The organism is Stenotrophomonas sp. PFBMAA-4 (assembly GCF_030053215.1).
Classification (GTDB): domain Bacteria; phylum Pseudomonadota; class Gammaproteobacteria; order Xanthomonadales; family Xanthomonadaceae; genus Stenotrophomonas.
Map to the genome: position 1 here is coordinate 182,882 of NZ_JASGBW010000003.1, position 21,460 is coordinate 204,341.

The 21,460-nt window shown below is 66.4% G+C and carries 18 protein-coding genes; 4 read left to right on the plus strand and 14 right to left on the minus strand.

Translation table 11 applies throughout. The features are described from left to right. Positions 1-22: 22 nt before the first annotated feature. The 5 genes from guaA to QMZ26_RS03410 form a co-directional block, all read right to left on the minus strand. Positions 23-1,588 (minus strand): glutamine-hydrolyzing GMP synthase, encoded by a 1,566-nt coding sequence (gene guaA, locus QMZ26_RS03390; RefSeq protein WP_054171531.1) that lies wholly within the window; start codon positions 1,586-1,588, stop codon positions 23-25. Further along, on the minus strand, positions 1,572-2,138 hold the full coding sequence (locus QMZ26_RS03395) for a hypothetical protein (protein ID WP_283220584.1): 567 nt from the start codon (positions 2,136-2,138) through the stop codon (positions 1,572-1,574). Before QMZ26_RS03395 ends, guaA begins: the two co-directional genes overlap by 17 nt. Positions 2,139-2,221: 83 nt before the next feature. Next, positions 2,222-3,679, minus strand: coding sequence for an IMP dehydrogenase (guaB, locus tag QMZ26_RS03400; protein WP_283220585.1), 1,458 nt, complete (start codon positions 3,677-3,679; stop codon positions 2,222-2,224). A 672-nt stretch (positions 3,680-4,351) separates the two neighbouring features. Further along, positions 4,352-5,230, minus strand: a complete 879-nt coding sequence (gene folD, locus QMZ26_RS03405; protein WP_079221628.1) for a bifunctional methylenetetrahydrofolate dehydrogenase/methenyltetrahydrofolate cyclohydrolase FolD — start codon at positions 5,228-5,230, stop codon at positions 4,352-4,354. A 159-nt stretch (positions 5,231-5,389) separates the two neighbouring features. Beyond that, on the minus strand, positions 5,390-7,225 hold the full coding sequence (locus QMZ26_RS03410) for a monovalent cation:proton antiporter-2 (CPA2) family protein (protein ID WP_283220586.1): 1,836 nt from the start codon (positions 7,223-7,225) through the stop codon (positions 5,390-5,392). Between the two features lie 43 nt (positions 7,226-7,268). Here QMZ26_RS03410 and QMZ26_RS03415 point away from each other — a divergent pair, with 43 nt between their 5' ends. Then, the gene (locus tag QMZ26_RS03415) at positions 7,269-7,418 is read left to right on the plus strand and encodes a hypothetical protein (protein WP_283220587.1); all 150 of its coding nucleotides are present in this window, start codon (positions 7,269-7,271) and stop codon (positions 7,416-7,418) included. 16 nt (positions 7,419-7,434) lie between these two features. Here the strand turns inward: QMZ26_RS03415 and QMZ26_RS03420 are convergent, their stop codons facing one another. The 9 genes from QMZ26_RS03420 to ndk all read right to left on the minus strand — a co-directional run bounded on the left by QMZ26_RS03420 (position 7,435) and on the right by ndk (position 16,334). Further along, positions 7,435-8,169: an Imm52 family immunity protein gene (locus QMZ26_RS03420; RefSeq protein ID WP_283220588.1), complete on the minus strand. Its 735-nt coding sequence runs from the start codon at positions 8,167-8,169 to the stop codon at positions 7,435-7,437. Between the two features lie 150 nt (positions 8,170-8,319). Further along, a complete protein-coding gene (gene moeB, locus QMZ26_RS03425) occupies positions 8,320-9,456 on the minus strand; it encodes a molybdopterin-synthase adenylyltransferase MoeB (protein WP_283220589.1) in 1,137 nt (378 codons plus the stop codon). Positions 9,457-9,695: 239 nt separating this feature from the next. Beyond that, positions 9,696-11,093, minus strand: coding sequence for a ribosome biogenesis GTPase Der (der, locus tag QMZ26_RS03430; protein ID WP_108768625.1), 1,398 nt, complete (start codon positions 11,091-11,093; stop codon positions 9,696-9,698). Positions 11,094-11,108: 15 nt separating this feature from the next. Continuing rightward, positions 11,109-12,317 carry an outer membrane protein assembly factor BamB gene (gene bamB, locus QMZ26_RS03435; protein WP_108746524.1) on the minus strand — a complete coding sequence of 403 codons (1,209 nt, stop codon included), beginning with the start codon at positions 12,315-12,317 and terminating at the stop codon, positions 11,109-11,111. Next, the gene (locus tag QMZ26_RS03440) at positions 12,317-12,955 is read right to left on the minus strand and encodes a tetratricopeptide repeat protein (protein ID WP_079221623.1); all 639 of its coding nucleotides are present in this window, start codon (positions 12,953-12,955) and stop codon (positions 12,317-12,319) included. The genes bamB and QMZ26_RS03440 overlap by 1 nt, the downstream gene beginning before the upstream one ends. Before the next feature lie 64 nt (positions 12,956-13,019). Then, the gene (locus QMZ26_RS03445; RefSeq protein ID WP_283220590.1) at positions 13,020-13,883 is read right to left on the minus strand and encodes a RodZ domain-containing protein; all 864 of its coding nucleotides are present in this window, start codon (positions 13,881-13,883) and stop codon (positions 13,020-13,022) included. Between the two features lie 19 nt (positions 13,884-13,902). Further along, complete coding sequence (locus tag QMZ26_RS03450) at positions 13,903-14,706, minus strand: type IV pilus biogenesis/stability protein PilW (protein ID WP_345782655.1); 804 nt, start codon at positions 14,704-14,706, stop codon at positions 13,903-13,905. Further along, positions 14,693-15,898: a 23S rRNA (adenine(2503)-C(2))-methyltransferase RlmN gene (gene rlmN / locus QMZ26_RS03455; protein ID WP_079221620.1), complete on the minus strand. Its 1,206-nt coding sequence runs from the start codon at positions 15,896-15,898 to the stop codon at positions 14,693-14,695. Before rlmN ends, QMZ26_RS03450 begins: the two co-directional genes overlap by 14 nt. 10 nt (positions 15,899-15,908) lie before the next feature. Further along, positions 15,909-16,334, minus strand: a complete 426-nt coding sequence (gene ndk / locus QMZ26_RS03460) for a nucleoside-diphosphate kinase (protein ID WP_008265389.1) — start codon at positions 16,332-16,334, stop codon at positions 15,909-15,911. Positions 16,335-16,679: 345 nt separating this feature from the next. Between ndk and QMZ26_RS03465 the strand changes: the two genes are divergently transcribed. From QMZ26_RS03465 to QMZ26_RS03475, 3 genes are all read left to right on the plus strand, one after another. Continuing rightward, positions 16,680-17,333, plus strand: a complete 654-nt coding sequence (locus QMZ26_RS03465) for a TetR family transcriptional regulator (protein WP_079221619.1) — start codon at positions 16,680-16,682, stop codon at positions 17,331-17,333. A gap of 53 nt (positions 17,334-17,386) precedes the next feature. Beyond that, positions 17,387-19,759: a 3-hydroxyacyl-CoA dehydrogenase/enoyl-CoA hydratase family protein gene (locus QMZ26_RS03470; protein ID WP_283220592.1), complete on the plus strand. Its 2,373-nt coding sequence runs from the start codon at positions 17,387-17,389 to the stop codon at positions 19,757-19,759. A gap of 111 nt (positions 19,760-19,870) precedes the next feature. Further along, entirely contained in the window at positions 19,871-21,079 is a 1,209-nt protein-coding gene (locus QMZ26_RS03475; RefSeq protein WP_005416236.1) for an acetyl-CoA C-acyltransferase, read from the plus strand. The last annotated feature ends 381 nt before the right edge of the window (positions 21,080-21,460 follow it).

Sequence of the window (21,460 nt, forward strand, 5' to 3'; positions counted from 1 at the left end):
TCGGCGCCCTCGTTCTTTCAACTCATTCCCACTCAATAGTAGCCGGCGGCTTCCCCGAGATGTCATAAACAACCCTCGAAACCCCCCGCAACTCATTGATGATCCGGTTGCTCACCGTACCCAGGAACTCATACGGCAGATGCGCCCAGTGCGCGGTCATGAAGTCAATCGTCTCCACCGCACGCAGCGCAATCACCCACTCATAAGCGCGCGCATCACCCACCACGCCCACCGACTTCACCGGCAGGAACACGGCAAACGCCTGGCTGGTCTTGTCGTACAGGTCCGCCTTGCGCAGCTCATCAATGAAGATGGCATCGGCCTTGGCCAGCAGCTCGGCGTACTCGCGCTTCACTTCACCCAGGATACGCACGCCCAGGCCCGGGCCCGGGAACGGATGGCGGTAGACCATGGTGCGCGGCAGGCCGAGCTCGACGCCCAGGCGGCGCACTTCGTCCTTGAACAGCTCGCGCAGCGGCTCCACCAGGCCCAGCTTCATGTGCTCCGGCAGGCCGCCCACGTTGTGGTGGCTCTTGATCACATGCGCCTTGCCGGTCTTGCTGCCGGCCGACTCGATCACGTCCGGGTAGATGGTGCCCTGCGCCAGCCACTTGGCGTTCTTCAGCTTGTTCGATTCTTCATCGAAGATCTCAACGAACAGGTTGCCGATGATCTTGCGCTTGGCTTCCGGGTCGCTCACGCCTTCCAGCGCGCTGAAGTAACGGTCGGCGGCATTCACGCGCACGACCTTCACGCCCATGTGCTCGGCAAACATCGCCATCACCTGGTCGCCTTCCTGCCAGCGCAGCAGGCCGGTATCCACGAACACGCAGGTCAGCTTTTCACCGATGGCTTTGTGCAGCAACGCAGCCACCACGGACGAATCGACGCCGCCGGACAGGCCCAGGATCACTTCGTCATCGCCCACCTGCTCGCGAACGCGGGCGATCTGGTCGTCGATGATGTTGGCGGCGGTCCACAGGGTCTGGCAGCCGCACACATCCACCACGAAGCGGCGCAGCAGCGCCTGGCCCTGCAGGGTGTGGGTCACTTCCGGGTGGAACTGCACGCCGTACCAGCGCTTTTCTTCGTTGGCCATGGCGGCCACCGGAATACGGTCGGTGGTGGCGGTAATGGTGAAGCCCGGCGGCGCGACGGAGACGTGGTCGCCGTGGCTCATCCAGACATTCAGCTTCGGCTCGCCGCCGTGGTCGCTCAGGCCCTTGAACAGTGCATCGGGGTTGATCACGTTCACTTCGGCGTGGCCGAACTCGCGCTGGTCAGCGGCTTCGGTGGCACCGCCCAGCTGGGCGGCCAGAGTCTGCATGCCGTAGCAGATGCCGAAGATCGGCAGGCCGCTGTCGAACACTTCCTGCGGCGCGGCCGGCGCACCCGGCAGCGTGGTCGATTCCGGGCCACCGGACAGGATGATGCCCTTGGCGCCGAACGCGGCGATCTCGGCCGGGTTGTGGTCCCACGCCCAGATTTCGCAGTAGACGCCCAGCTCGCGGATGCGGCGGGCGATCAGCTGCGTGTACTGCGCGCCGAAATCGAGGATCAGGATCTTGTCGTTATGGATGTTGGTCATTCGGGCGCTCAGGGGTGGGTGTTACAGAGAAGGTGCGCAGCACGCTGGCGGACAGTTCGCGCCGCAATTCATCAGCCACCGGGTCCGGCGCGGTCCATCGCACGCCGATGAAGCCATCGGCACGCTGCTCGCGCCGTGGGTAGGGATCGCCCCACATGCAGGTCTGCAACCGGTCTGCGTCGGCGCTGCTGGTTTGGCAGGCAATCAGCCGCGCATCGGTCATATCGACCAGCTCCTCGTCAAACCAGCGGCTTCCGCTGCGCTCGAACTTCGGGTGCTGCGCCGACCAGCCCAGCAGGCGATCACTCTCATCACGCAGTGACAGAATTACCTCTGGGGTGTACTCACCCTGCCAGCAAACCAGCACGCCGTTGAAACTGGATGCGCGCGGCGGCACAAGGCGCCATTGCAGCGCCCCCTGCGGCTCAAGCCGCCAGCCTTGCGGCAGGTCGAAGGTCAGGTTCGGGCAGGACACCCGATTTGCAGGGGCAGCCGCGACGGCTGCGGGTGGCTCGGCAGCGCCGGAGCAACCCGCAACCAGCAGGACCATGCCAAGCAGACTCCCGCCACGGAACCGGTCGGCACGCCGGCCGGCAGTGCGGGGGTGGCTCACGGGACCGGGGCGGGTCGTCATCAGGCGCGGTAGTTCGGCGGTTCCTTCGTGATCGTCACGTCGTGGACGTGGCTCTCACGCTGGCCGGCGCCGCTGATCTTGACGAACTTGGGCTTGGTGCGCATGTCGTCGATGGTGGCGCAACCCACGTAGCCCATGGTGGCGCGCAGGCCGCCCATCAGCTGGTGGATGATGCCGCCCACCGGGCCGCGGTACGGCACGCGGCCTTCGATGCCTTCCGGCACCAGCTTGTCGGCGGTGGCGGCGTCCTGGAAGTAGCGGTCCTTGGACCCCTTTTCCATGGCGGCCAACGAACCCATGCCGCGGTAGCTCTTGTACGAACGGCCCTGGTACAGCTCGGTCTCGCCCGGCGATTCTTCGGTACCGGCCAGCAGGCCACCGACCATGATGGTCGAGGCACCGGCGGCCAGCGCCTTGCCGATGTCACCCGAGTAACGGATGCCACCGTCGGCGATGAGCGGGATGCGGTCCTGCAGGGCCTCGGCCACCAGATCGATGGCGGTCACCTGCGGCACGCCGACGCCGGCGACGACGCGGGTGGTGCAGATCGAGCCCGGGCCGATACCGACCTTCACTGCGTCCGCGCCGCTGTCCAGCAGCGCCAGTGCGGCTTCGCCGGTGCAGATGTTGCCACCGATGACCTGCACGTGCGGGAAGTTCTTCTTGACCCAGGCAACGCGGTCCAGCACGCCATGCGAGTGGCCGTGCGCGGTATCGACCACGATCACGTCCACGCCGGCGGCAACCAGCGCTTCCACGCGGCGATCGGTGTCACCACCCACGCCGACGGCAGCGCCGACCAGCAGGCGGGTCGACAGATCCTTGGCAGCGTTGGGGAAGTCGGTGTTCTTCTGGATGTCCTTGACGGTGATCAGGCCACGCAGGGCGAAATCATCGTTGACCACCAGCACCTTTTCGATGCGGTTGCGGTGCAGCAGCTGCAGCACTTCATCAGACGCGGCGCCTTCCTTGACCGTGATCAGGCGATCCTTCTTGGTCATGATGTGGCGGACCGGATCGTCCAGCTCGGTCTCGAAGCGCATGTCGCGGTGGGTCACGATGCCGGCCAGCAGGCCGTCGCTGCCCACCACCGGCACGCCGGAGATGTTGTGCGCCTGGGTCAGGGCCAGCACGTCGCGGATGGTGGTTTCCGGGCCGACGGTGATCGGGTCGCGGATGACGCCGGCCTCGAACTTCTTGACCTTGGCCACTTCCGCGGCCTGCTGTTCCAGGCTGAGATTCTTGTGGATGATGCCCATGCCACCCAGCTGTGCCATGGCGATGGCCAGGCGGGCTTCAGTGACGGTATCCATGGCCGCAGACAGGATCGGAAGCTTGAGCTTCAGGTCTCGGGTCAACCGCGTTTCGAGGTTGACGTCCTTGGGCAGGATGGTCGAGTGGGCGGGGACGAGCGAGACGTCGTCGTAAGTGAGTGCTTCAGCCTGGATGCGCAGCATCGGCATACCCGAGATGTGGGGAAGCGCGACATTTTACCCCTTTTTCACGCCCCGTGGGAGGGGGTGGATGCGACGCAGTGTCGCGCGGGCGGTGATTGGTTCAGGGGGCGGGTACCGCCCTGGTTGCATGAATCCATTGGTGGGTCATGGGACTGCTTTTGGCGGGTCACAGGCCTGCCCTTGGTGGGTCATGGGACTGCTTTTGGTGGGTGCATAGGACTGCCTTTGGTGGGTGCGGACCGTTGGTCCGCACAATCCTTCAGACCCCGATACCCCAGCAGAATCCCCTTCTCCTGAGGATGTGCCGACCAACGGTCGGCACCCACCAGGAGCCAGCCAGCCCGGCCTGTTTTTGGTAGGTGCGGACCGTTGGTCCGCACAATCCTTCAGACACCGATACCCCAGCAGGATCCCCCTCTCCTGAGGATGTGCCGACCAACGGTCGGCACCCACCAGGAGCCAGCCAGCCCGGCCTGTTTTTGGTAGGTGCGGACCGTTGGTCCGCACAATCCTTCAGACACCGATACCCCAGCAGGATCCCCCTCTCCTGAGGATGTGCCGACCAACGGTCGGCACCCACCAGAAGCCAGCCAGCCCGGCCTGTTTTTGGTAGGTGCGGACCGTTGGTCCGCACAATCCATCAGGCACCGATACCCCACCCGAAGCCGGGAATCAGCTCAGCGCTTCGGCCGCTTCCAGGGTGTTCTGCATCAGCGTGGCCACGGTCATCGGGCCGACGCCACCCGGCACGGGGGTAATCCAGCTCGCCCGTTCGGCCGCCGCTTCAAACCCGACATCGCCCACCAGGCGGCCGTCGTCCAACCGGTTGATGCCGACGTCGATCACCACGGCGCCCGGCTTCACCCACTCGCCCGGCACGATGCCCGGGCGGCCCACCGCCACCACCAGGATGTCGGCGTTGCGCACGGCCTGCTCCAGCACGTCCTTCGGGGTGAACTTGTGGCAGCTGGTCACGGTGCAGCCGGCGATCAGCAGTTCCAGGCCCATCGGCCGGCCGACATGGTTGCTCACGCCCACGATGGTGGCGTTGCGGCCGCGCACCGGCTGGTCGGTGTGGCCCAGCAGCGTGGTGATGCCGCGCGGGGTGCACGGGCGCAGGCCGAATTCACGCAGGGCCAAGTGGCCGACGTTTTCCGGGTGGAAGCCGTCCACGTCCTTGCGCGGGTCGATGCGCTGGATCAGGCGGCGCGCGTCGGGAATGCCCGGCAGCGGCAGCTGGATCAGGATGCCGTTGATCTTGGGGTCGGCATTGAGCTGGTCGATCAGGTCGAGCAGCTCGGCCTCGCTGGTGCCAGCGGGCAGATCGTAGTCATGGGCTTCGATGCCGACCTTTTCAGCCGCGCGGCGCTTGTTGCGCACGTACACGGTCGAGGCCGGGTCGCCCCCCACCAGCACCACGGCCAGGCCGGGGCGGCTGCCACCGGCGGCCACCCGGGCGTCGACGCGCACCTTCAGGCTGTCGAGCAGGTCCTCGGCAATACGGCGGCCATCGAGGATGCGGGCAGGAAGCTGGGGGGCGGAGTCAGTCATCGAATGCGGGGGCAGGCGGCGGCGGGGACGCTATTGTCCCTGATTCAGGCCCCCTCGCCCACCGGCGCGAAGGCCGGACATGCCCGGTAGTGCCGGCCGCTGGCCGGCAACCTCATGAACGCGGCAATGCCGGCCAGCGGCCGGCACTACCAGAACCGGTCAATCCTCTTCTTCTTCCGGCACCTGGTCCGCATTCAACGTGCGGGCCTTGCGCTTGGGCGCGGTGAACGGGGTCGGCGTCGGCACGCCCGGCAGCGCGCTGCCGAACACCATGTGCGCACCGGCACGCAGGCTGCCGCCGGCCATTTCCAGCTCGAACCGCTCGGCATCGCGCTCGCGGATCTGCTCGGCGATCTCCTGCGCGTCGTCTTCGTCCGCACCCAGCTCCATCAGCGCGGCCTGGCCGAACATCAGCGCCGATTCAAACGTCTCGCGGATCTGGAAATCAACGCCGGCATGGATCAACCGCAGCGAGTGCTCGCGGTCGAACGAGCGCACCAGCAGCTTGGCCTGCGGGAATTCATGCGCCACCAGTTCAACGATGCGATCGGCGTCCTCGGCATTGTTCACGCACACCGCGATCGCCCGCGCGGTACCGGCGCCGGAGGCATGCAGCACGTCCAGGCGGGTGCCATCGCCGTAATAGATCTTGAACCCGAAGCGCTCGGCGTTGTGGATCATCTCCACGTCGTTGTCGATGATGGTCACGTCCACGTCGCGGGCCAGCAGCGACTGGCTGGCCACCTGGCCGAAGCGGCCGAAGCCGATCATCAGCACGCTGCCGGAGAGGCCATCGGCGGTGTCCACGCCTTCCAGGCTCACTTCCGGCTTCGGTGCCACGCGCTTGTAGACCAGCACCACCAACGGGGTCAGGGCCATCGACAGCACCACCACGGCGGTGAAGTTGGCATTGATGTCCATGTCGATGACGCCGGCACTGGCGGCGGCGGAGAACAGCACGAAGGCGAATTCGCCGCCCTGCGCCATCAGCACGCCACGGTCCATGGCCTGTGCGTGATCGCTGCCCATCAGGCGGGCCACCACGTAGATGCACAGCGCCTTGGCCGCCATCAGCGCCAGCACCAGGCCGACGATCATCGGCCAGTTGCCGGCAACCACGCCCAGGTCCAGCGCCATGCCCACGCTGAGGAAGAACAGGCCCAGCAGGATGCCGCGGAACGGTTCGATGTCCGCTTCGATCTGGTGGCGGAAGGTGGATTCGCTCAGCAGCACGCCGGCGAGGAAGGCGCCCATCGCCATCGACAGGCCGGACAGCTGCATCAGCAGCGCCGCACCCAGCACCACCAGCAGCGCGGCGGCGGTCATCACTTCGCGCGCCTTCGATTCGGCAAGCAGGCGGAACAGCGGGTTGAGCAGGAAGCGGCCGACCAGCACCAGGCCGACGATGGCGCCGACGCCGATCGCCACCGACAACCAGCGCGAGCCTTCGCCATCGGCACTGCCCGCGCTCGGCGCCATCCAGGCCACCAGGGCCAGCAGCGGCACGATCAAGAGGTCTTCGAACAGCAGGATGGAGACGATCTTCTGCCCCGACGGCAGCGCGATGTCGCCGCGCTCGGCGAGCAGCTGCATCACCACTGCGGTGGAGGTGAGCACGAAGCCGGTGGCGCCGATGAAGGCAACCTGCCACGGCAGGCCGAACAGCTTGGCGATGGTGGTCAGCACCAGCGCGCAGGTGGCGATCTGCAGCGTCCCCAGCCCGAAGATTTCCTTGCGCAGGCTCCACAGGTGCGAGGGCCGCATTTCCAGGCCGATGACGAACAGGAACATCACCACGCCCAGCTCGGCCGTATGCAGGATCGCCTGCGGGTCGGAGAACCAGCCCAGGCCGAACGGCCCAATGGCCAGGCCGGCGGCGAAGTAACCCAGCACCGAACCCAGGCCGAGCCTGCGGAACAAGGGCACCATCACCACCGCCGCGCCCAACAGGGCCACGACCTTGACCAGCTCGCTGTTCGCTGCTTCTACCGCCATGCGGTGTTTCCCCGAAAACCGAAATCGGCCTCAACGATAGAGCATGTTTTCTGACGGCAATAGCATCGACGTTGCGTTTAGTTGTGCCGAAAATGGAACGATGCCGCAATTAGCTGCCGCCTTTGTTCCGGAATCATCGGCATTCATCGATGCGTGGCGCGGATTGATCAGGGTTTGCCATGCCCGGCACTGATGCCACTGTCACACGTTCAGCCCAAACTTGGATCGATGACGGGTAGCAACCCAAGGTCTGCGAGCGCCATTTCCACCTGATTGGTCTGCTTCACTGCTGCGGCGTTTCCCAAGTCCAAGATCTGCGTGGAGAGGATGAGGGAGCCTTTCCCCCTCGCCTCCACGCGCGCAGCCTCCGGCACGTCCTCAAGAGTCAGCGGCCGATTGACGTAGCCCATCCACCCAAGGAACTCGCGATGCGGGAAGACAGCTCGATCCACGCTGTAAAGCAACAGCTGCCCGTCGATGAGCTGCTGGACGTTGGTTTGGACAAACGTTACGCGTTCGTCACCGGCAAGTGCGTTCAACAATGCCCACGCCACACGGGCGGGCTCCGCGTAGACTTTTTCCACACGATGCAGCTGAAGGCGCCACTGCCCTTGATCGGGGAAATAAGTCAGCGCCACGGCACCGCGCTGCTTCCAGTCTTTGTCGTTGCTGGCGTTAGTCAGCAAGGCGCCGCTGCTGCCGGACGACGGCTGGTTGGGAAACTCTTCAGCCAGGGCTTGCTCGTCTGCTAGCAGCCGCGCAAGAAACGCCTGGCGATCCGCCAGTGGCACGTAAGCGTCTTTCGGCCCACGGGGGTTAGCCCACCACTGCGCAAACAACGGGTCTACCTGGGCCAATCGCGCCGTGACCCCTTTCAAGTCGTCCCAGACCTGTTCGGCAGTCCGGGGGGAGGAAGGTAGGCGGCATGCAAACGTGAGGTTCATGGAAAACGACCAACGATGTAGGGGGTGAAGCGGGCAACAGTTGCGGGGATGCCAGCCTGGACGAACCAAAGTTCGGTGATCTACTGCACGCACCCTCACGCGCACCATTAGTAGATCCACGCCACGCGTGGATGGAAAACTCCAAGCGGATCACCCTCCGCTGCAGAACGCGGCGTAATCGATATACCCCGGGAACGGCACACCCGGCGCACAAACCGGGCACTGGGGATCAGGCCCGATGCCGGTCTCGCGGAAGCGCATGCCCAGCGCATCGAAGCGCAGCAGCCGGCCCACCAGCGGCTCACCGATGCCCAGCAGCAGCTTCAGCACCTCGGTGGCCTGCAGCACCCCGGCCAGGCCAGGCAGCACGCCCAGCACGCCCGCCTCGGAGCAGTTCGGCGCGAACTCCGGCGGCGGCGGCTCGGGGAACAGGCAGCGGTAGCACGGCGCCACGCCACGCTGGCGGCCGGCGTCAAACACGCTTACCTGGCCGTCAAAGCGCTCGATGGCGGCATAGACCATGGGCTTGGCGTGCTTGATGCAGGCGTCGTTGAGCAGGTAGCGCAGCGGGAAGTTGTCCGAGCCGTCCAGCACCACGTCCACGCCGTCCAGCAGGCGATCGACATTCTCCGAGGTCACCCGCTCGGGCACGGCCTCGACCTCGATGGACGGGTTCAACGCCAGCAGCCGCTCGCGCGCCGAATCGACCTTCAGCTGGCCGACGCTGGCCTCGGTGTGCACGATCTGCCGGTGCAGGTTGCTGCGCTCCACGCGGTCATGGTCGGCAAACCGCAGGCGCCCTACCCCGGCTGCGGCCAGGTAGAACCCAGCCGGTGCGCCCAGGCCACCTGCACCCAGTACCAGCACGCGCGACTGCTGCAGGCGGCGCTGGCCGGCCTCACCCACCTGCGGCAGCAGCAGGTGGCGCGAGTAGCGGTCGTAGAAATCGCGGTCGGCGGCGTCCAGCATCGGCTGCACCAGCGGCAGCGCCTGCTCGCGCCAGGCCACGGTGCCGCCGGCCACGGAGGCGACGTCCGGGTAGCCCGCCGCCAGCAGCGCCAGTGCGGCGTCGGCCGAGCGCTTGCCGCTCTGGCAGATCAGCAGGATTTCCTGGCCCGGGGCGGGCAGGTGCGCGGCCGGATCGGCCAGCAGGTCGTCCTTGGCCACGCCACGCGCGCCCTCGGCCATGCCACCGGCGCGCTCATGCGCCTGGCGCACATCGATCAGCACCGCACCGTGGGCCACACGCGCGCGTGCCTGTTCCGGGGAAAGCTCTGGAATGCTCATGGCCGCATTATCACGCACGTGGCGGCCACCCGCCTTGACCAGAATCTGTAGAGCCGAGCCCGTGCTCGGCTGGCGCGCGCAGCGCGCCCGCGGCAATACGCGAAAGGCAGCCGAGCATGGGCTCGGCTCTACACGGTAGCGCCGGGCCATGCCCGGCGAGCGCAGCGGCGCGCACGGATCCGCCGGGCACGGCCCGGCGCTACCAACAAAAAGGCGGCCCTGCGGCCGCCTTTCGTGGATCACTTGCCCTTGACGTGCTTCATCAAGCGCCGCTTGGCCTTGACCTGCCGCTCGGTGAGGACGTTCTTCTTGCCCTCGTACGGGTTGGTACCCTCGCGGAAAATGAAGCTCACCGGCGTGCCGATCAGCTTGAAGCGCTTGCGGAAGAAGTTCTCCAGGTAGCGCTTGTACGATTCCTGCAGCTCCTTCAGGCGGGTGCCGTGCACGATGAAGGTCGGCGGGTTCGCGCCAGCCGGGTGCACGTAGCGCAGCTTGGAGACGTGGCCGCGGATGGTCGGCGGCGGGTTGGTCTCGTAGGCCATTTCCAGCGCCTTGTTCACTTCGCTGGTGGTGAAGGTCTTGTTGGCCGATTCGTGGGCGCGGTGCACCGCACGGAACAGCTCGCGCAGGCCCGAGCCATGCTTGGCGGAAATGCGCACCGACTCGGCCCACGGCACGAAGCCCAGGCGCAGCGACAGCATCGTTTCCGCCTGTTCGCGCTGGTACTCGGTCAGGCCATCCCACTTGTTGATGGCGATGACCAGCGCACGGCCGGCATCCAGCACCGCGCCCAGCACGGTGGCGTCCTGGTCGGTCACGCCTTCGGTGGCGTCCAGCATCAGCACGGCCACCTGGCACTGCTCGATGGACTGCATGGTCTTGACCACCGAGAACTTCTCGACGACCTCATCCACGCGCGAACGACGGCGCAGGCCAGCGGTATCGATCAGGCGGTATTCGCGGCCATCACGCTCCAGGTCCACGGCGATGGAATCGCGGGTGGTACCCGGCACGTCCGAGGCGATCATGCGCTCTTCGCCGAGGATGCGGTTGACCAGCGTCGACTTGCCCACGTTGGGGCGGCCGACGAAGGCGATGCGGATGCGGTTCGGATCGTTGTCCAGCTCTTCGCCACTGCCTTCTTCGGGCAGGCGCTGGATCACTTCATCCATCAGGTCGTCCAGACCCTGGCGATGGGCGGCCGACACGGTCAGCATTTCGCTGAAGCCGTAACGGGCGAATTCCGAGCGGACGGTGTCCTCGTCGGTGCCGTCGATCTTGTTGATCAGCAGCAGCGTCGGGCGCGACAGCTTGCGCAGCCAGGCCAGGATCTCGTCGTCCATCGCCGAGGTGCCCTCGCGGGCATCGACGACGAACAGGATCAGATCGGCTTCGGCCGCAGCAGCGCGGGCCTGGCGCGTGGTGGCGCCAGCCAGGCCTTCCTCTTCCTCGGCAATACCGCCGGTGTCCACGACGAGGAAATGGTTGTCCTCGTCCAGACGGCAGACGCCGTAGTTGCGGTCGCGGGTGACGCCGGGCTGGTCATGGACCAGGGCGTCACGCGTGCGGGTCAAAGCATTGAAGATGGTCGACTTGCCGACATTCGGCCGTCCAACCAGGGCGACCAAAGGCAGCATCGCGATTACTCCGTATTAATTTGCCAACCGGAATGCGGTCAGCTTGCCATCAACATTCTGCACCAGCAGCACCCCGTCGACGACGACTGGCTGGGCCAGGAGGGCATCACCGCCGCTCTTGGCCCGCGCCGCCATCGCGCCGTCGGAGGCCTGCAGCCAATGCAGGTATCCCTTGTAGTCACCGACGACCACGTAATCACCCTGCAGCGCAGGACCGGTCAGCGAACGACGCGCCAGGCCGGTCTGCGACCACATCGCGGTGCCGCTGGTCTTGTCCAGGCCGAACACGCCGCCCTTGGGGTCGGTAACGAACACATTGCCCGAAGACACCGCCACGCCGCCGGCACCGCCGTGGTCGCGCGCCCACAGCGGGCGACCGGTCGGGCCTTCGATGGCCATGGTCTGGTTCTTGAAGCTGCTCACGAAGAGCGTATTGCCTTCCAGCACCGGTGCGCCGTCGACGTCGGCCATGCGGTCCAGCTCGGTGCGGCCTTCAGGGCTGCCCACGGTCTGGTCCCACAGGGTGCGGCCGTCCTGCATGGCCAGAGCGGCGACAGCGCCGTCATCCTTGCCGATGAACAGCACGCCCGGGCCGGTGACCACCGGCGCGTTGCCGCGCACGGTCAGCGCCGGCAGCTCGCTGGGGTTGAACCACTTCTGGGTGCCGTTGGAGGCTTCGAACGCGGTGACGCGGCCATCATTGCTGCGCACGAAAACCAGGCCCTGCGACACGGCCGGGGCCGAGATCACTTCGCCCGGCACGCGGGCGCGCCACTTCTCGCTGCCATCGTTGATGTCCAGCGCGATCACCTGGCCATCGAGGGTACCGATGACCACCAGGTTCTCGCCGACACCCGGGCCGCCGGACAGGCGCAGCTTGGCCTTCTTCTTTTCCTTCTGCGGCTCCCAGGTCCAGACCTTCTTGCCGGTCTGCAGGTCGATGGCATGCACACCACCAGTGATCGCCGCGGCGAACACGTGGCCATTGGCCACCGCCGGGCCCTGGCGCACGCCGATGCGGCGCTCGCCCTTGCCCAGGTTGACCGACCAGGCCTTGTTGACCTTCAGGGTCGGCTCGAACTTGACCAGTTCCGCCGGCTCCTGCGCCTTCTTGGCGGCGGCATCCTTACCGGCGAACCAGCCCTTCATGGTGCTGCAGCCGGTCAGTGCCATGCCCAGCAGCAGGACGGAGGCGACGCGCGTAATCATGACCTTCTGACTCATCAAACCGACTCCGCAGGGGCGGCGACGGTGCCGCCAGCGTCCATAACCTTGGTTTCCAGCACGCGCCGCTGCGGTGCTGCCACGTCCAGCGTCTTAAGCGCCTTCTCATACTGTTCACGGGCCGCATCGCGCTTGCCCTGCGCCAGCAGTGCATCGCCCTGGATTTCCAGGCTGCCGCTGTCCGTCGCGCTGCCAAGCAGCTTGATCGCCTCATCGCTCTTGCCGGTAGCCACCAGCAGGCGGGCCACGCGCTGGTCAACAACGCGCTGCAGGTCGCCTTCGACCTTCACGCCGCGCAGGGTGGCCAGTGCTTCTTCGTTCTTGCCGGCATCGACCTGGGCCTTGGCCAGCTGCAGGGCCGCCAGGTCGCCATAGATGCTGTTCGGGCCAGCCTCCAGCGCCTTGACCGCCTTGGCAGCGTCGTCCAGCTTGTTGTCCTGCAGGCCGACCAGCGCCTTCTGGTACTCGACGTTGGCCGAGGCCAGCTTGCCGCCCTGGTTGGTCTGGTACCACTGCCAGCCGGCAATGGCGCCGATGGCGATCGCTACGCCACCGATGATGCTGGCGCCATTCTTCCGCAGCCAGCTGCGGACACGTTCACTTTGTTCGTGCTCGTCGAGCAGATCGTCGATCGCCATGCGTACTCTCGCCCCGCCCGTAGGGAGGGACCATTGGGATTATCGAAGGTGGTGAAACCGCGTCTCAGTGTGAAACCGGGACAACGGAGCCTTCAGAGGATACCTGAAAGCGGGCCACGTTGGCTCGCTGGTAGGGGGTCAGATCGACGATAGCGCCGTTCTGCTGAACCTGGACCGCCGAGGCATTGCCCAGGGTCACGCGGCTCACCTGGCCCGGGGTGAAGCTGCGGGTCTCGCCGGCCTTGATGAGCGCCTTCTCGACGGAGCCGCCATCCGGACCGGCAATATCGACCCAGCTGTCGCCACTGAACTGCATGTCCAGGTTGGCGGTGGCCGCAGCGGCCGGGGCCGGGCGCGGCACCGGGGCCAGCGACGCCACGTACGGCGTGGCCGCCGGCTTGGCAGCAACTGCCGCCGGCTCGCTACGCGCTGCCAACTCGCTGCCGACGGTGGCCGGGGCGACCGGCACGGCGGCCGGGATCGCGTCCAGCGAGGCCGTGTTCGGCGCGGACGGGGTGTTGTCGAAGTGGCCGCGGGTGGCAAACCACACCGGCACCGCCAGCACCGCGGTGATGCCGACATACAGCATGCGCCGGCCGAGGTTCTCGGCGATGCGGCGGGCACGCGGGGTATGGGTATGGCTGACCAGGGTGGGCGGAACCACCGCGCCGACCTGGGCCTGCTCCATCAGCTGGCTGATATCCACGTTCAGCAGGCGCGCATAGCTGCGCAGCTGGCCGCGGACGAACACCGGGGCGCCGAGCTTCTGCCACTGTTCTTCTTCAAGCGACCTGACCACCTGGACCGGCATGCGCAGGCGCTGGCCGACATCATCAAGGGTCAGTCCGGCCGCCTCTCGGGCCTGGCGCAGGCGGGTGCCGCAGCCGGCCGCAGTATCGAGAGCGCTCACAGTCTGGTCATCAATCACAATGCATCAACCCTGGAGGTTAGGAGCCCGCGTCCTGCGGAAATTCCTGTCGAATCCGCTGCAGGTAACGATCGGATGCCGCCTGATCGCCCAGTCGCGCCTCGATTTCAGACGCAAGTTGTAACACGGAACGTGTGGCCGGTGCAGCCGCAATCCTACGTTCGGCGAAGGCGCGCGCCTCGAAAAACTGGCCACGGCGGAAGTTGAGCTGCGCCATCGCCTCGAGGGCGACCGGGTTGGCAGGCACCATCACCAGCGCCGCACGCAGGTCGCGCTCGGCGCGTTCCACCTGGCCGGCGTCAAGCGCGCAGCGGCCGGCATTGGCCATCGCGCCGCCTGCGGAGGCATTGCCCGGCAGCTGCAGGGAACGGTCGAACCACAGCAGCGATTCGGCGGCACTGCCGTGCTGGCACAGCCAGGCGCCGTAATTGTTGAGTACGTCAGCGCGCTGCGGGGCCAGCTCGGTGGCGCGGCGGAAGCCCTCGCCGGCCTTCTCCGAGCGGCCACGGCGCTCGTCGATGCCGGCCATCAGCATCACCGCGTCCACGCCCTTGGGCCGGGCCTTCAGGGCCTGGCGCACCTTGCGCTCGGCCTCGTCGAGGTTGCCCACCTGCATGTCGCGGGCGGCCAGGGCCAACTGGTCCTGGTAACGGAATTCCTCGCGCACACCGGGCGAATCGCGCACGTGGCGCTCCGGGGCGATGTCACCGCCACGGGTGTATTCGTCGGGAAGCTGGGACTTGACGGTCTTGCTGCAGCCACTGGCCGAAACGGACAGCACCCCTGCAATCAGGACTGGCCAGAGGCGGTCACGCGGCCGCATCGCTCCCCTTCCCTGCCTGCAACGTCTTGTTGAACTCTGCCTGGCGGCGGGTACGGTCCATCACCTGGCCCTTGAGCTGGCCGCAGGCGGCATCGATATCGTCGCCACGGGTGCGGCGGACCATCGTCAGCACGTTGCTGTCGAGCAGGATCTTCTGGAAGGCGCGGATGTGCGCTTCTTCCGAACGCTCGTAGCGGGTGCCGGGGAACGGATTGAACGGGATCAGGTTGACCTTGCCCGAATCCTTGGCCTGCACCGCGTTGTCGAACTGGCGCATCAGGCGGGCCAGCTCGCGGGCATGCTCGGGCTTGTCGTTGATGCCCTTCATCAGGGTGTATTCGAAGGTGACCGATTCGCGGCGCTTGTTGGCGCGCAGGTAGCGTGCGCACGAAGCCATCAGCTCGGCGATCGGGTACTTCTTGTTGAGCGGAACAAGGGTCTCGCGCAGCGCATCGTTCGGCGCGTGCAGCGACACCGCCAGCGACACGTCGCTTTCGGTGGACAGGCGGTCGATCTGCGGCACCAGGCCGGAGGTCGACAGGGTCACGCGCTTGTTGGCCAAGCCGTAGCCCAGATCATCGCGCATCACGCTCATGGCGCGCACGACGTTGTCGAAATTCATCAGCGGCTCGCCCATGCCCATCATCACCACGTTGGTGAGGCGGCGCATCTGGTGCGGCACGTTGCCCAGGTGGCGTGCGGCAACCCACACCTGGCCGATGATCTCGGCGGTGGTCAGGTTGCGGTTGAAGCCCTGGGTGGCGGTGGAGCAGAACGTGCAGTTCAGGCCGCAACCGACCTGCGAAGACACGCACAGCGTGCCGCGGGTCTTGTCCGGGATGTACACGGTCTCGATGGCGTTCTTGCCATCCACGCCCATCGCCAGCAGCCACTTGTGGGTGCCGTCGGCGGAGGGCTTGTCGAACACGATGTTCGGAACCAGCACCTCGGCATGGGCCTGCAGCTTGGCGCGCAGGACCTTGCCGAGGTCGGTCATTTCATCGAAATCGGTGACGTAGCGATGGTGGATCCACTTCATCACCTGATGGGCACGGAACTTCTTCTCGCCGAGAACCTCGACGAAAAACTTCTCCAGGCCCGCGCGATCGAGGTCGAGCAGGTTCTGCTTGCCAGCCGTGGGTGCCGACTTCGGCAGCGGCTGGATGGCGGGGGACTGTACGACCTCGTTCACGGCATTACTCTCAGCGCGAGACGACTTCGGTGGCGGCGAAGAAGTAGGCGATTTCAATCGCGGCATTCTCGACCGAGTCCGAGCCGTGGGCGGCATTGGCATCGATGGATTCGGCGAAGTCGGCGCGGATGGTGCCCGCAGCGGCTTCCTTCGGGTTGGTGGCGCCCAGCAGGTCGCGGTGGGCCAGGACGGCGTTCTCGCCTTCCAGGGCCTGGATCATCACCGGGCCGGAGATCATGAACTCGACCAGCGCGTTGAAGAACGGACGCTCGCGGTGCACGGCGTAGAAGCCTTCGGCTTCACGGCGCGACAGCTGCTTGTACTTGGCGGCCACGACCTTCAGGCCGGCCTTCTCGAAGCGGGCGTAGATTTCGCCGATGACGTTCTTGGCAACGGCGTCCGGCTTGATGATCGAAAGGGTGCGCTCCAGCGCCATGGGATGTCTCCAATGGAATCGGGCCGCTGATGGCCCGAAGGGTAACATGAAAAAAACCCGCGTCGGGACGCGGGCTTAGCCTGATAAACGTAGGCGAATTGTAAGAGATAACGCGGCTGGGTGGTAGAGGGCCCTGCGGCCCCCCTGTAGAGCCGAGCCCATGCTCGGTTGGCGTTTGGGCCGAAGATCAGCCGAGCATGGGCTCGGCTCGACAGGTTCAGGCCCGCCCATTCACCCACCTGAGCGGATTCTGACCGCCCCGCCGGTTTTGCTGCACTGCAAAATGCCGTACGCCCCCGTCTGGTCCTAGTATCAAACAATCGTTTGATTAAGGTCCGCCGCCCCATGGCCAAGCCCGCCCACTTCTCGACCAAGGACCGGATCCTCGGGGCCGCCGAGGAGCTGTTCGCCCTGCATGGCTTCGCCGGCACCTCGCTGCGCCAGGTCACCAGCCAGGCCGACGTCAACATCGCGGCGGTCAACTACCACTTCGGCTCCAAGGAAAACCTGGTCAACGAGGTGTTCCGCCGGCGCATGGACGAGATGACCAGCGTGCGCCTGGCCCAGCTCGAACGCGCCCGCAGCGAACACCCCGGCCAGCTGCGCCCGGTGCTGGCCGCCTTCGTCGAGCCCGCCCTGGCCATGGCCCAGGACCGGCAGAGCGGTGGTGCCTTCGTGCGGGTGATCGCCCGCGCCTACGCCGAAAAGAACGACAACCTGCGCAAGTTCCTGTCCGACCACTACGGCCACGTGCTGCGCGCGTTCGGCAAGGCCATCGCCGAGTGCGTGCCGGGCCTGAGCAAGGAAGAACTGTACTGGCGCCTGGATTTCCTCGCCGGTTCGCTCACCTATGCCATGGCCGATTTCGGCCTGATCAAGCGACCCGCAGGTGTCACCGAAGCGGCGCATCGTGCCCATGCCGCCCATGAACTGATCCATTTCGCCGAAGCCGGGTTCCGCGCCGCCGCACGCGGCAGCGCCCTGCCCGCTTCTCCGTGATTCCACCGGGTGTGACCCACCCAGTAACTGCTGACCAACAAAGGCCCTACACCATGTCCAATTCCCTGCTAGTCCGCCGCGCCGCCGTGCTGGGTGCCGGCGTCATGGGTGCCCAGATCGCCGCCCACCTCACCAATGCTGGCGTCGACACCGTGCTGTTCGACCTGCCCGCGAAGGAAGGTCCGGCCGACGGCATCGTGCTGAAGGCGATCGCCAACCTAAGCAAGCTGAGCCCGGCGCCGCTGGCCAGCAAGTCGCTGGCCGAAGCCATCACCCCGGCCAACTACGAGTCGAGCCTGGACCAGCTGAAGGACTGCGACCTGATCATCGAGGCCATCGCCGAGCGCATGGACTGGAAGCAGGACCTGTACAAGAAGATCGCCCCGTTCGTGGCCGACCACGCGGTGCTGGCCTCCAACACTTCGGGCCTGGGCATCAACAAGCTGGCCGACGTGCTGCCCGAGCAGCTGCGCCACCGCTTCTGCGGCGTGCACTTCTTCAACCCGCCGCGCTACATGCACCTGGCCGAACTGATCCCGGCCAGCACCACCGACGCCGCCGTGCTGGAAGGCCTGGAAGAATTCCTGGTCACCACCCTGGGCAAGGGCGTGGTGTACGCCAAGGACACCCCGAACTTCATCGGCAACCGCATCGGCGTGTTCTCGATCCTGTCCACCATCCACCACACCCAGCAGTTCGGCCTGGGCTTCGATGAAGTGGACGGCCTGACCGGCCCGCTGGTCGGCCGCCCGAAGTCGGCCACCTACCGCACTTCCGACGTGGTCGGCCTGGACACCATGTCCCACGTCATCAAGACCATGGGCGACACCCTGCCCAACGACCCGTGGCATGAATTCTTCAAGTCGCCGAAGTGGCTGGATGCGCTGATCGCCAAGGGCGCGCTGGGCCAGAAGACCGGCGCCGGTATCTTCCGCAAGGTCGGCAAGGACATCGTCGTGCTGGACCTGGAAAAGCAGGATTACCGCCCGGCCGACCGCACTGCCGCACCGGAAGTGGTCGAGATCCTGAAGATCAGGAACCCGGCCGAGAAGTTCGCCAAGCTGCGCGAAAGCCAGCACCCGCAGGCGCAGTTCCTGTGGGCGACCTTCCGCGATCTGTTCCACTACAGCGCCTACCACCTGGCCGACATCGCCGAGACCGCGCGCGACGTCGACCTCGCCATCCGCTGGGGCTACGGCTGGTCGCTGGGCCCGTTCGAAACCTGGCAGGCTGCCGGCTGGAAGCAGGTCGCGCAGTGGATCGCCGATGACATCGTCGCCGGCAAGAGCATGAGCAGCGCCCCGCTGCCGGACTGGGTGTTTGATGGCCGCGACGGCGTGCATGCCGCCGAAGGCAGCTACAGCCCGTCGCGCAACGCCAAGCTGCCGCGCTCGTCGCTGCCGGTGTACCAGCGCCAGCGTTTCCCGGATCCGCTGCTGGGCGAGAAGTTCGCCTCGGGCGAGACCGTGTTCGAGAACGACGGCCTGCGCATGTGGCATGACGGCGACGGCATTGCCGTGGTCAGCTTCAAGACCAAGATGAACACCGTCTCCGACCAGGTGCTGGACGGCCTGCAGGAATGCGTCAGCCGCGCCGAGAAGGACTTCCAGGGCCTGGTGATCTGGCAGCAGAAGGAACCCTTCTCCGCCGGTGCCGACCTGGCCGGTGCCCTCGGCCTGCTGCAGGCCGGCAAGGTCGACCAGTTCGAAGAAATGGTCGCCAACTTCCAGCGCACCAGCCAGCGCATCAAGTACTCGCTGGTGCCGGTGGTGGCTGCCGTGCGCGGCCTGGCCCTGGGTGGCGGCTGCGAGTTCCAGATGCACAGCGCCAAGACTGTCGCCTTCCTGGAAAGCTACATCGGCCTGGTCGAGGCCGGCGTCGGCCTGCTGCCGGCCGGTGGCGGCCTGAAGGAACTGGCCGTGCGCGCCTCGCAGGCGGCCGGTCCGGGCGGTGACGTGTTCGCCGAACTGAAGAAGACCTTCGAGACCGTGGCGATGGCCAAGGTGTCCAACTCGGCGGTCAACGCCCAGGAACTGGGCCTGCTGCGCAGCACCGACAAGGTGGTGTTCAACAGCTATGAAGCGCTGTACATCGCCAAGGCCGAAGCCCGTGCGCTGGCCGAAGCCGGTTACCGCCCGCCGCTGCCGGCACGCCGCATCCAGGTTGCCGGTGACGTGGGTATCGCCACCTTCAAGATGATGCTGGTCAACATGCTGGAAGGCCGTTTCATCAGCCCGTACGACTACGAGATCGCCGAGCGCATCGCCACCGTGCTGTGCGGCGGCAAGGTCGACCGCGGCACCCTGGTGGACGAAGAGTGGCTGCTGACCCTGGAGCGCAAGCACTTCGTCGAACTGGCCCAGCAGGAAAAGACCCAGGCCCGCATCGCGCACATGCTGAAGACCGGCAAGCCGCTGCGGAACTGATCGCCCCCCCTGCTTCTGGTGGGTGCTGACCGTTGGTCGGCACTCATCTGCCCCTGGTAGGTGCCGACCGTTGGTCGGCACTCCGGCTAAAAAATTCGAGAGATCACCGCAATGACCAAGCAAATCCAGGACGCCTACATCGTCGCCGCCACCCGTACCCCGGTCGGCAAGGCGCCCAAGGGCATGTTCCGCAACACCCGCCCCGATGACATGCTTGCGCACGTGCTGCGCAGCGTCGTCGCCCAGGCCCCGGGCGTGGACGTCAACCGCATCGATGACGCGATCATCGGCTGCGCCATGCCGGAAGCCGAGCAGGGCATGAACGTGGCCCGCATCGGCGTGCTGCTGGCCGGCCTGCCGAACACGATTGCCGCGCAGACCGTGAACCGCTTCTGCTCCTCCGGCCTGCAGGCCGTGGCGCAGGCCGCCGACGCGATCCGCCTGGGCAACGCCGACCTGATGCTGGCCGGTGGCACCGAGTCGATGTCGATGGTGCCGATGATGGGCAACAAGATCGCGATGGCCCCGAGCGTGTTCGACAACGACCACGTCGCCATCGCCTACGGCATGGGCATCACCGCCGAGAAGGTGGCCGAGGAGTGGAAGGTCTCGCGCGAAGACCAGGACGCCTTTGCCCTGGCCTCGCACCAGAAGGCCATGGCCGCCATCCAGAACGGCGAGTTCAAGGATGAGATCAGCCCGTACGAGATCGTCTCGCACCTGCCGGACCTGGCCGATGGCCAGCGCATCATCACCCGCAACAAGGTGGCCGACACCGACGAAGGCCCGCGCCCGGATTCCTCGGCCGAAGGCCTGGCCAAGCTGCGCCCGGTGTTCCGCAACGGCCAGTTCGGCGGCACGGTCACTGCTGGCAACTCCTCGCAGATGAGCGATGGCGCCGGCGCCGTGCTGCTGGCGTCGGAGCAGGCAATCAAGGATTACGGCCTGACCCCGCTTGCCCGCTTCGTCAGCTTCTCGGTGGCCGGCGTGCGCCCGGAAGTGATGGGCATCGGCCCGATCGCCGCGATCCCGAAGGCACTGAAGCAGGCCGGCCTGACCCAGGACCAGCTGGACTGGATCGAGCTCAACGAAGCCTTCGCCGCGCAGTCGCTGGCGGTGATCCGCGATTGCGGCCTGGACCCGAGCAAGGTCAACCCGCTGGGCGGCGCGATTGCCTTGGGTCACCCGCTGGGCGCGACCGGCGCGATCCGTACCGCAACCCTGCTGCACGGCCTGCGTCGTCGCCAGCAGAAGTACGGCATGGTGACGATGTGCATCGGCACCGGCATGGGCGCGGCGGGTATTTTCGAGGCGCTGTAAGGTTCAGAGCGTTGCCTCGTTGGGCTTCATGGCGTGGGCCGGGTCGGCAGGACTGCCCGGGACACGCCGTGAACCCATCCATGGGGGCTCGATGGCGCCATCCATGGCGCCAACGGTCCCGGGCAGCCCTGCCGACCCGTCCCTTCCAGCCTCCCCGCGGCGGAGGGGTGAGCAAAGGCAAGGTCAATAGCTGGGGTCGGATCCCTTTGCGCAGCAAAGGGCTCTGACCCAAAAAGAAAAAGGCAGCCATTGGCTGCCTTTTTTTTGCTCTTGCTCTTGCCCTTGATTCCGCCCTTCCCGTCCGCGCCGCACGGAAACTGTCGAGAGGGGGCGGATGGCCCTCTCCAAGACCGTTGGCGCCATGGATGGCGCCATCGAGCA

Bases quoted from the DNA above. Each gene is read 5' to 3' on its own strand.
- guaA (WP_054171531.1), bottom strand. From the start codon at position 1,588: ATGACCAACATCCATAACGACAAGATCCTGATCCTCGATTTCGGCGCG.
- QMZ26_RS03395 (WP_283220584.1), bottom strand. From the start codon at position 2,138: ATGGTCCTGCTGGTTGCGGGTTGCTCCGGCGCTGCCGAGCCACCCGCA.
- guaB (WP_283220585.1), bottom strand. From the start codon at position 3,679: ATGCTGCGCATCCAGGCTGAAGCACTCACTTACGACGACGTCTCGCTC.
- folD (WP_079221628.1), bottom strand. From the start codon at position 5,230: ATGACTGACTCCGCCCCCCAGCTTCCTGCCCGCATCCTCGATGGCCGC.
- QMZ26_RS03410 (WP_283220586.1), bottom strand. From the start codon at position 7,225: ATGGCGGTAGAAGCAGCGAACAGCGAGCTGGTCAAGGTCGTGGCCCTG.
- QMZ26_RS03415 (WP_283220587.1), top strand. From the start codon at position 7,269: ATGTTTTCTGACGGCAATAGCATCGACGTTGCGTTTAGTTGTGCCGAA.
- QMZ26_RS03420 (WP_283220588.1), bottom strand. From the start codon at position 8,169: ATGAACCTCACGTTTGCATGCCGCCTACCTTCCTCCCCCCGGACTGCC.
- moeB (WP_283220589.1), bottom strand. From the start codon at position 9,456: ATGAGCATTCCAGAGCTTTCCCCGGAACAGGCACGCGCGCGTGTGGCC.
- der (WP_108768625.1), bottom strand. From the start codon at position 11,093: ATGCTGCCTTTGGTCGCCCTGGTTGGACGGCCGAATGTCGGCAAGTCG.
- bamB (WP_108746524.1), bottom strand. From the start codon at position 12,317: ATGAGTCAGAAGGTCATGATTACGCGCGTCGCCTCCGTCCTGCTGCTG.
- QMZ26_RS03440 (WP_079221623.1), bottom strand. From the start codon at position 12,955: ATGGCGATCGACGATCTGCTCGACGAGCACGAACAAAGTGAACGTGTC.
- QMZ26_RS03450 (WP_345782655.1), bottom strand. From the start codon at position 14,706: ATGCGGCCGCGTGACCGCCTCTGGCCAGTCCTGATTGCAGGGGTGCTG.
- ndk (WP_008265389.1), bottom strand. From the start codon at position 16,334: ATGGCGCTGGAGCGCACCCTTTCGATCATCAAGCCGGACGCCGTTGCC.
- QMZ26_RS03465 (WP_079221619.1), top strand. From the start codon at position 16,680: ATGGCCAAGCCCGCCCACTTCTCGACCAAGGACCGGATCCTCGGGGCC.
- QMZ26_RS03470 (WP_283220592.1), top strand. From the start codon at position 17,387: ATGTCCAATTCCCTGCTAGTCCGCCGCGCCGCCGTGCTGGGTGCCGGC.
- QMZ26_RS03475 (WP_005416236.1), top strand. From the start codon at position 19,871: ATGACCAAGCAAATCCAGGACGCCTACATCGTCGCCGCCACCCGTACC.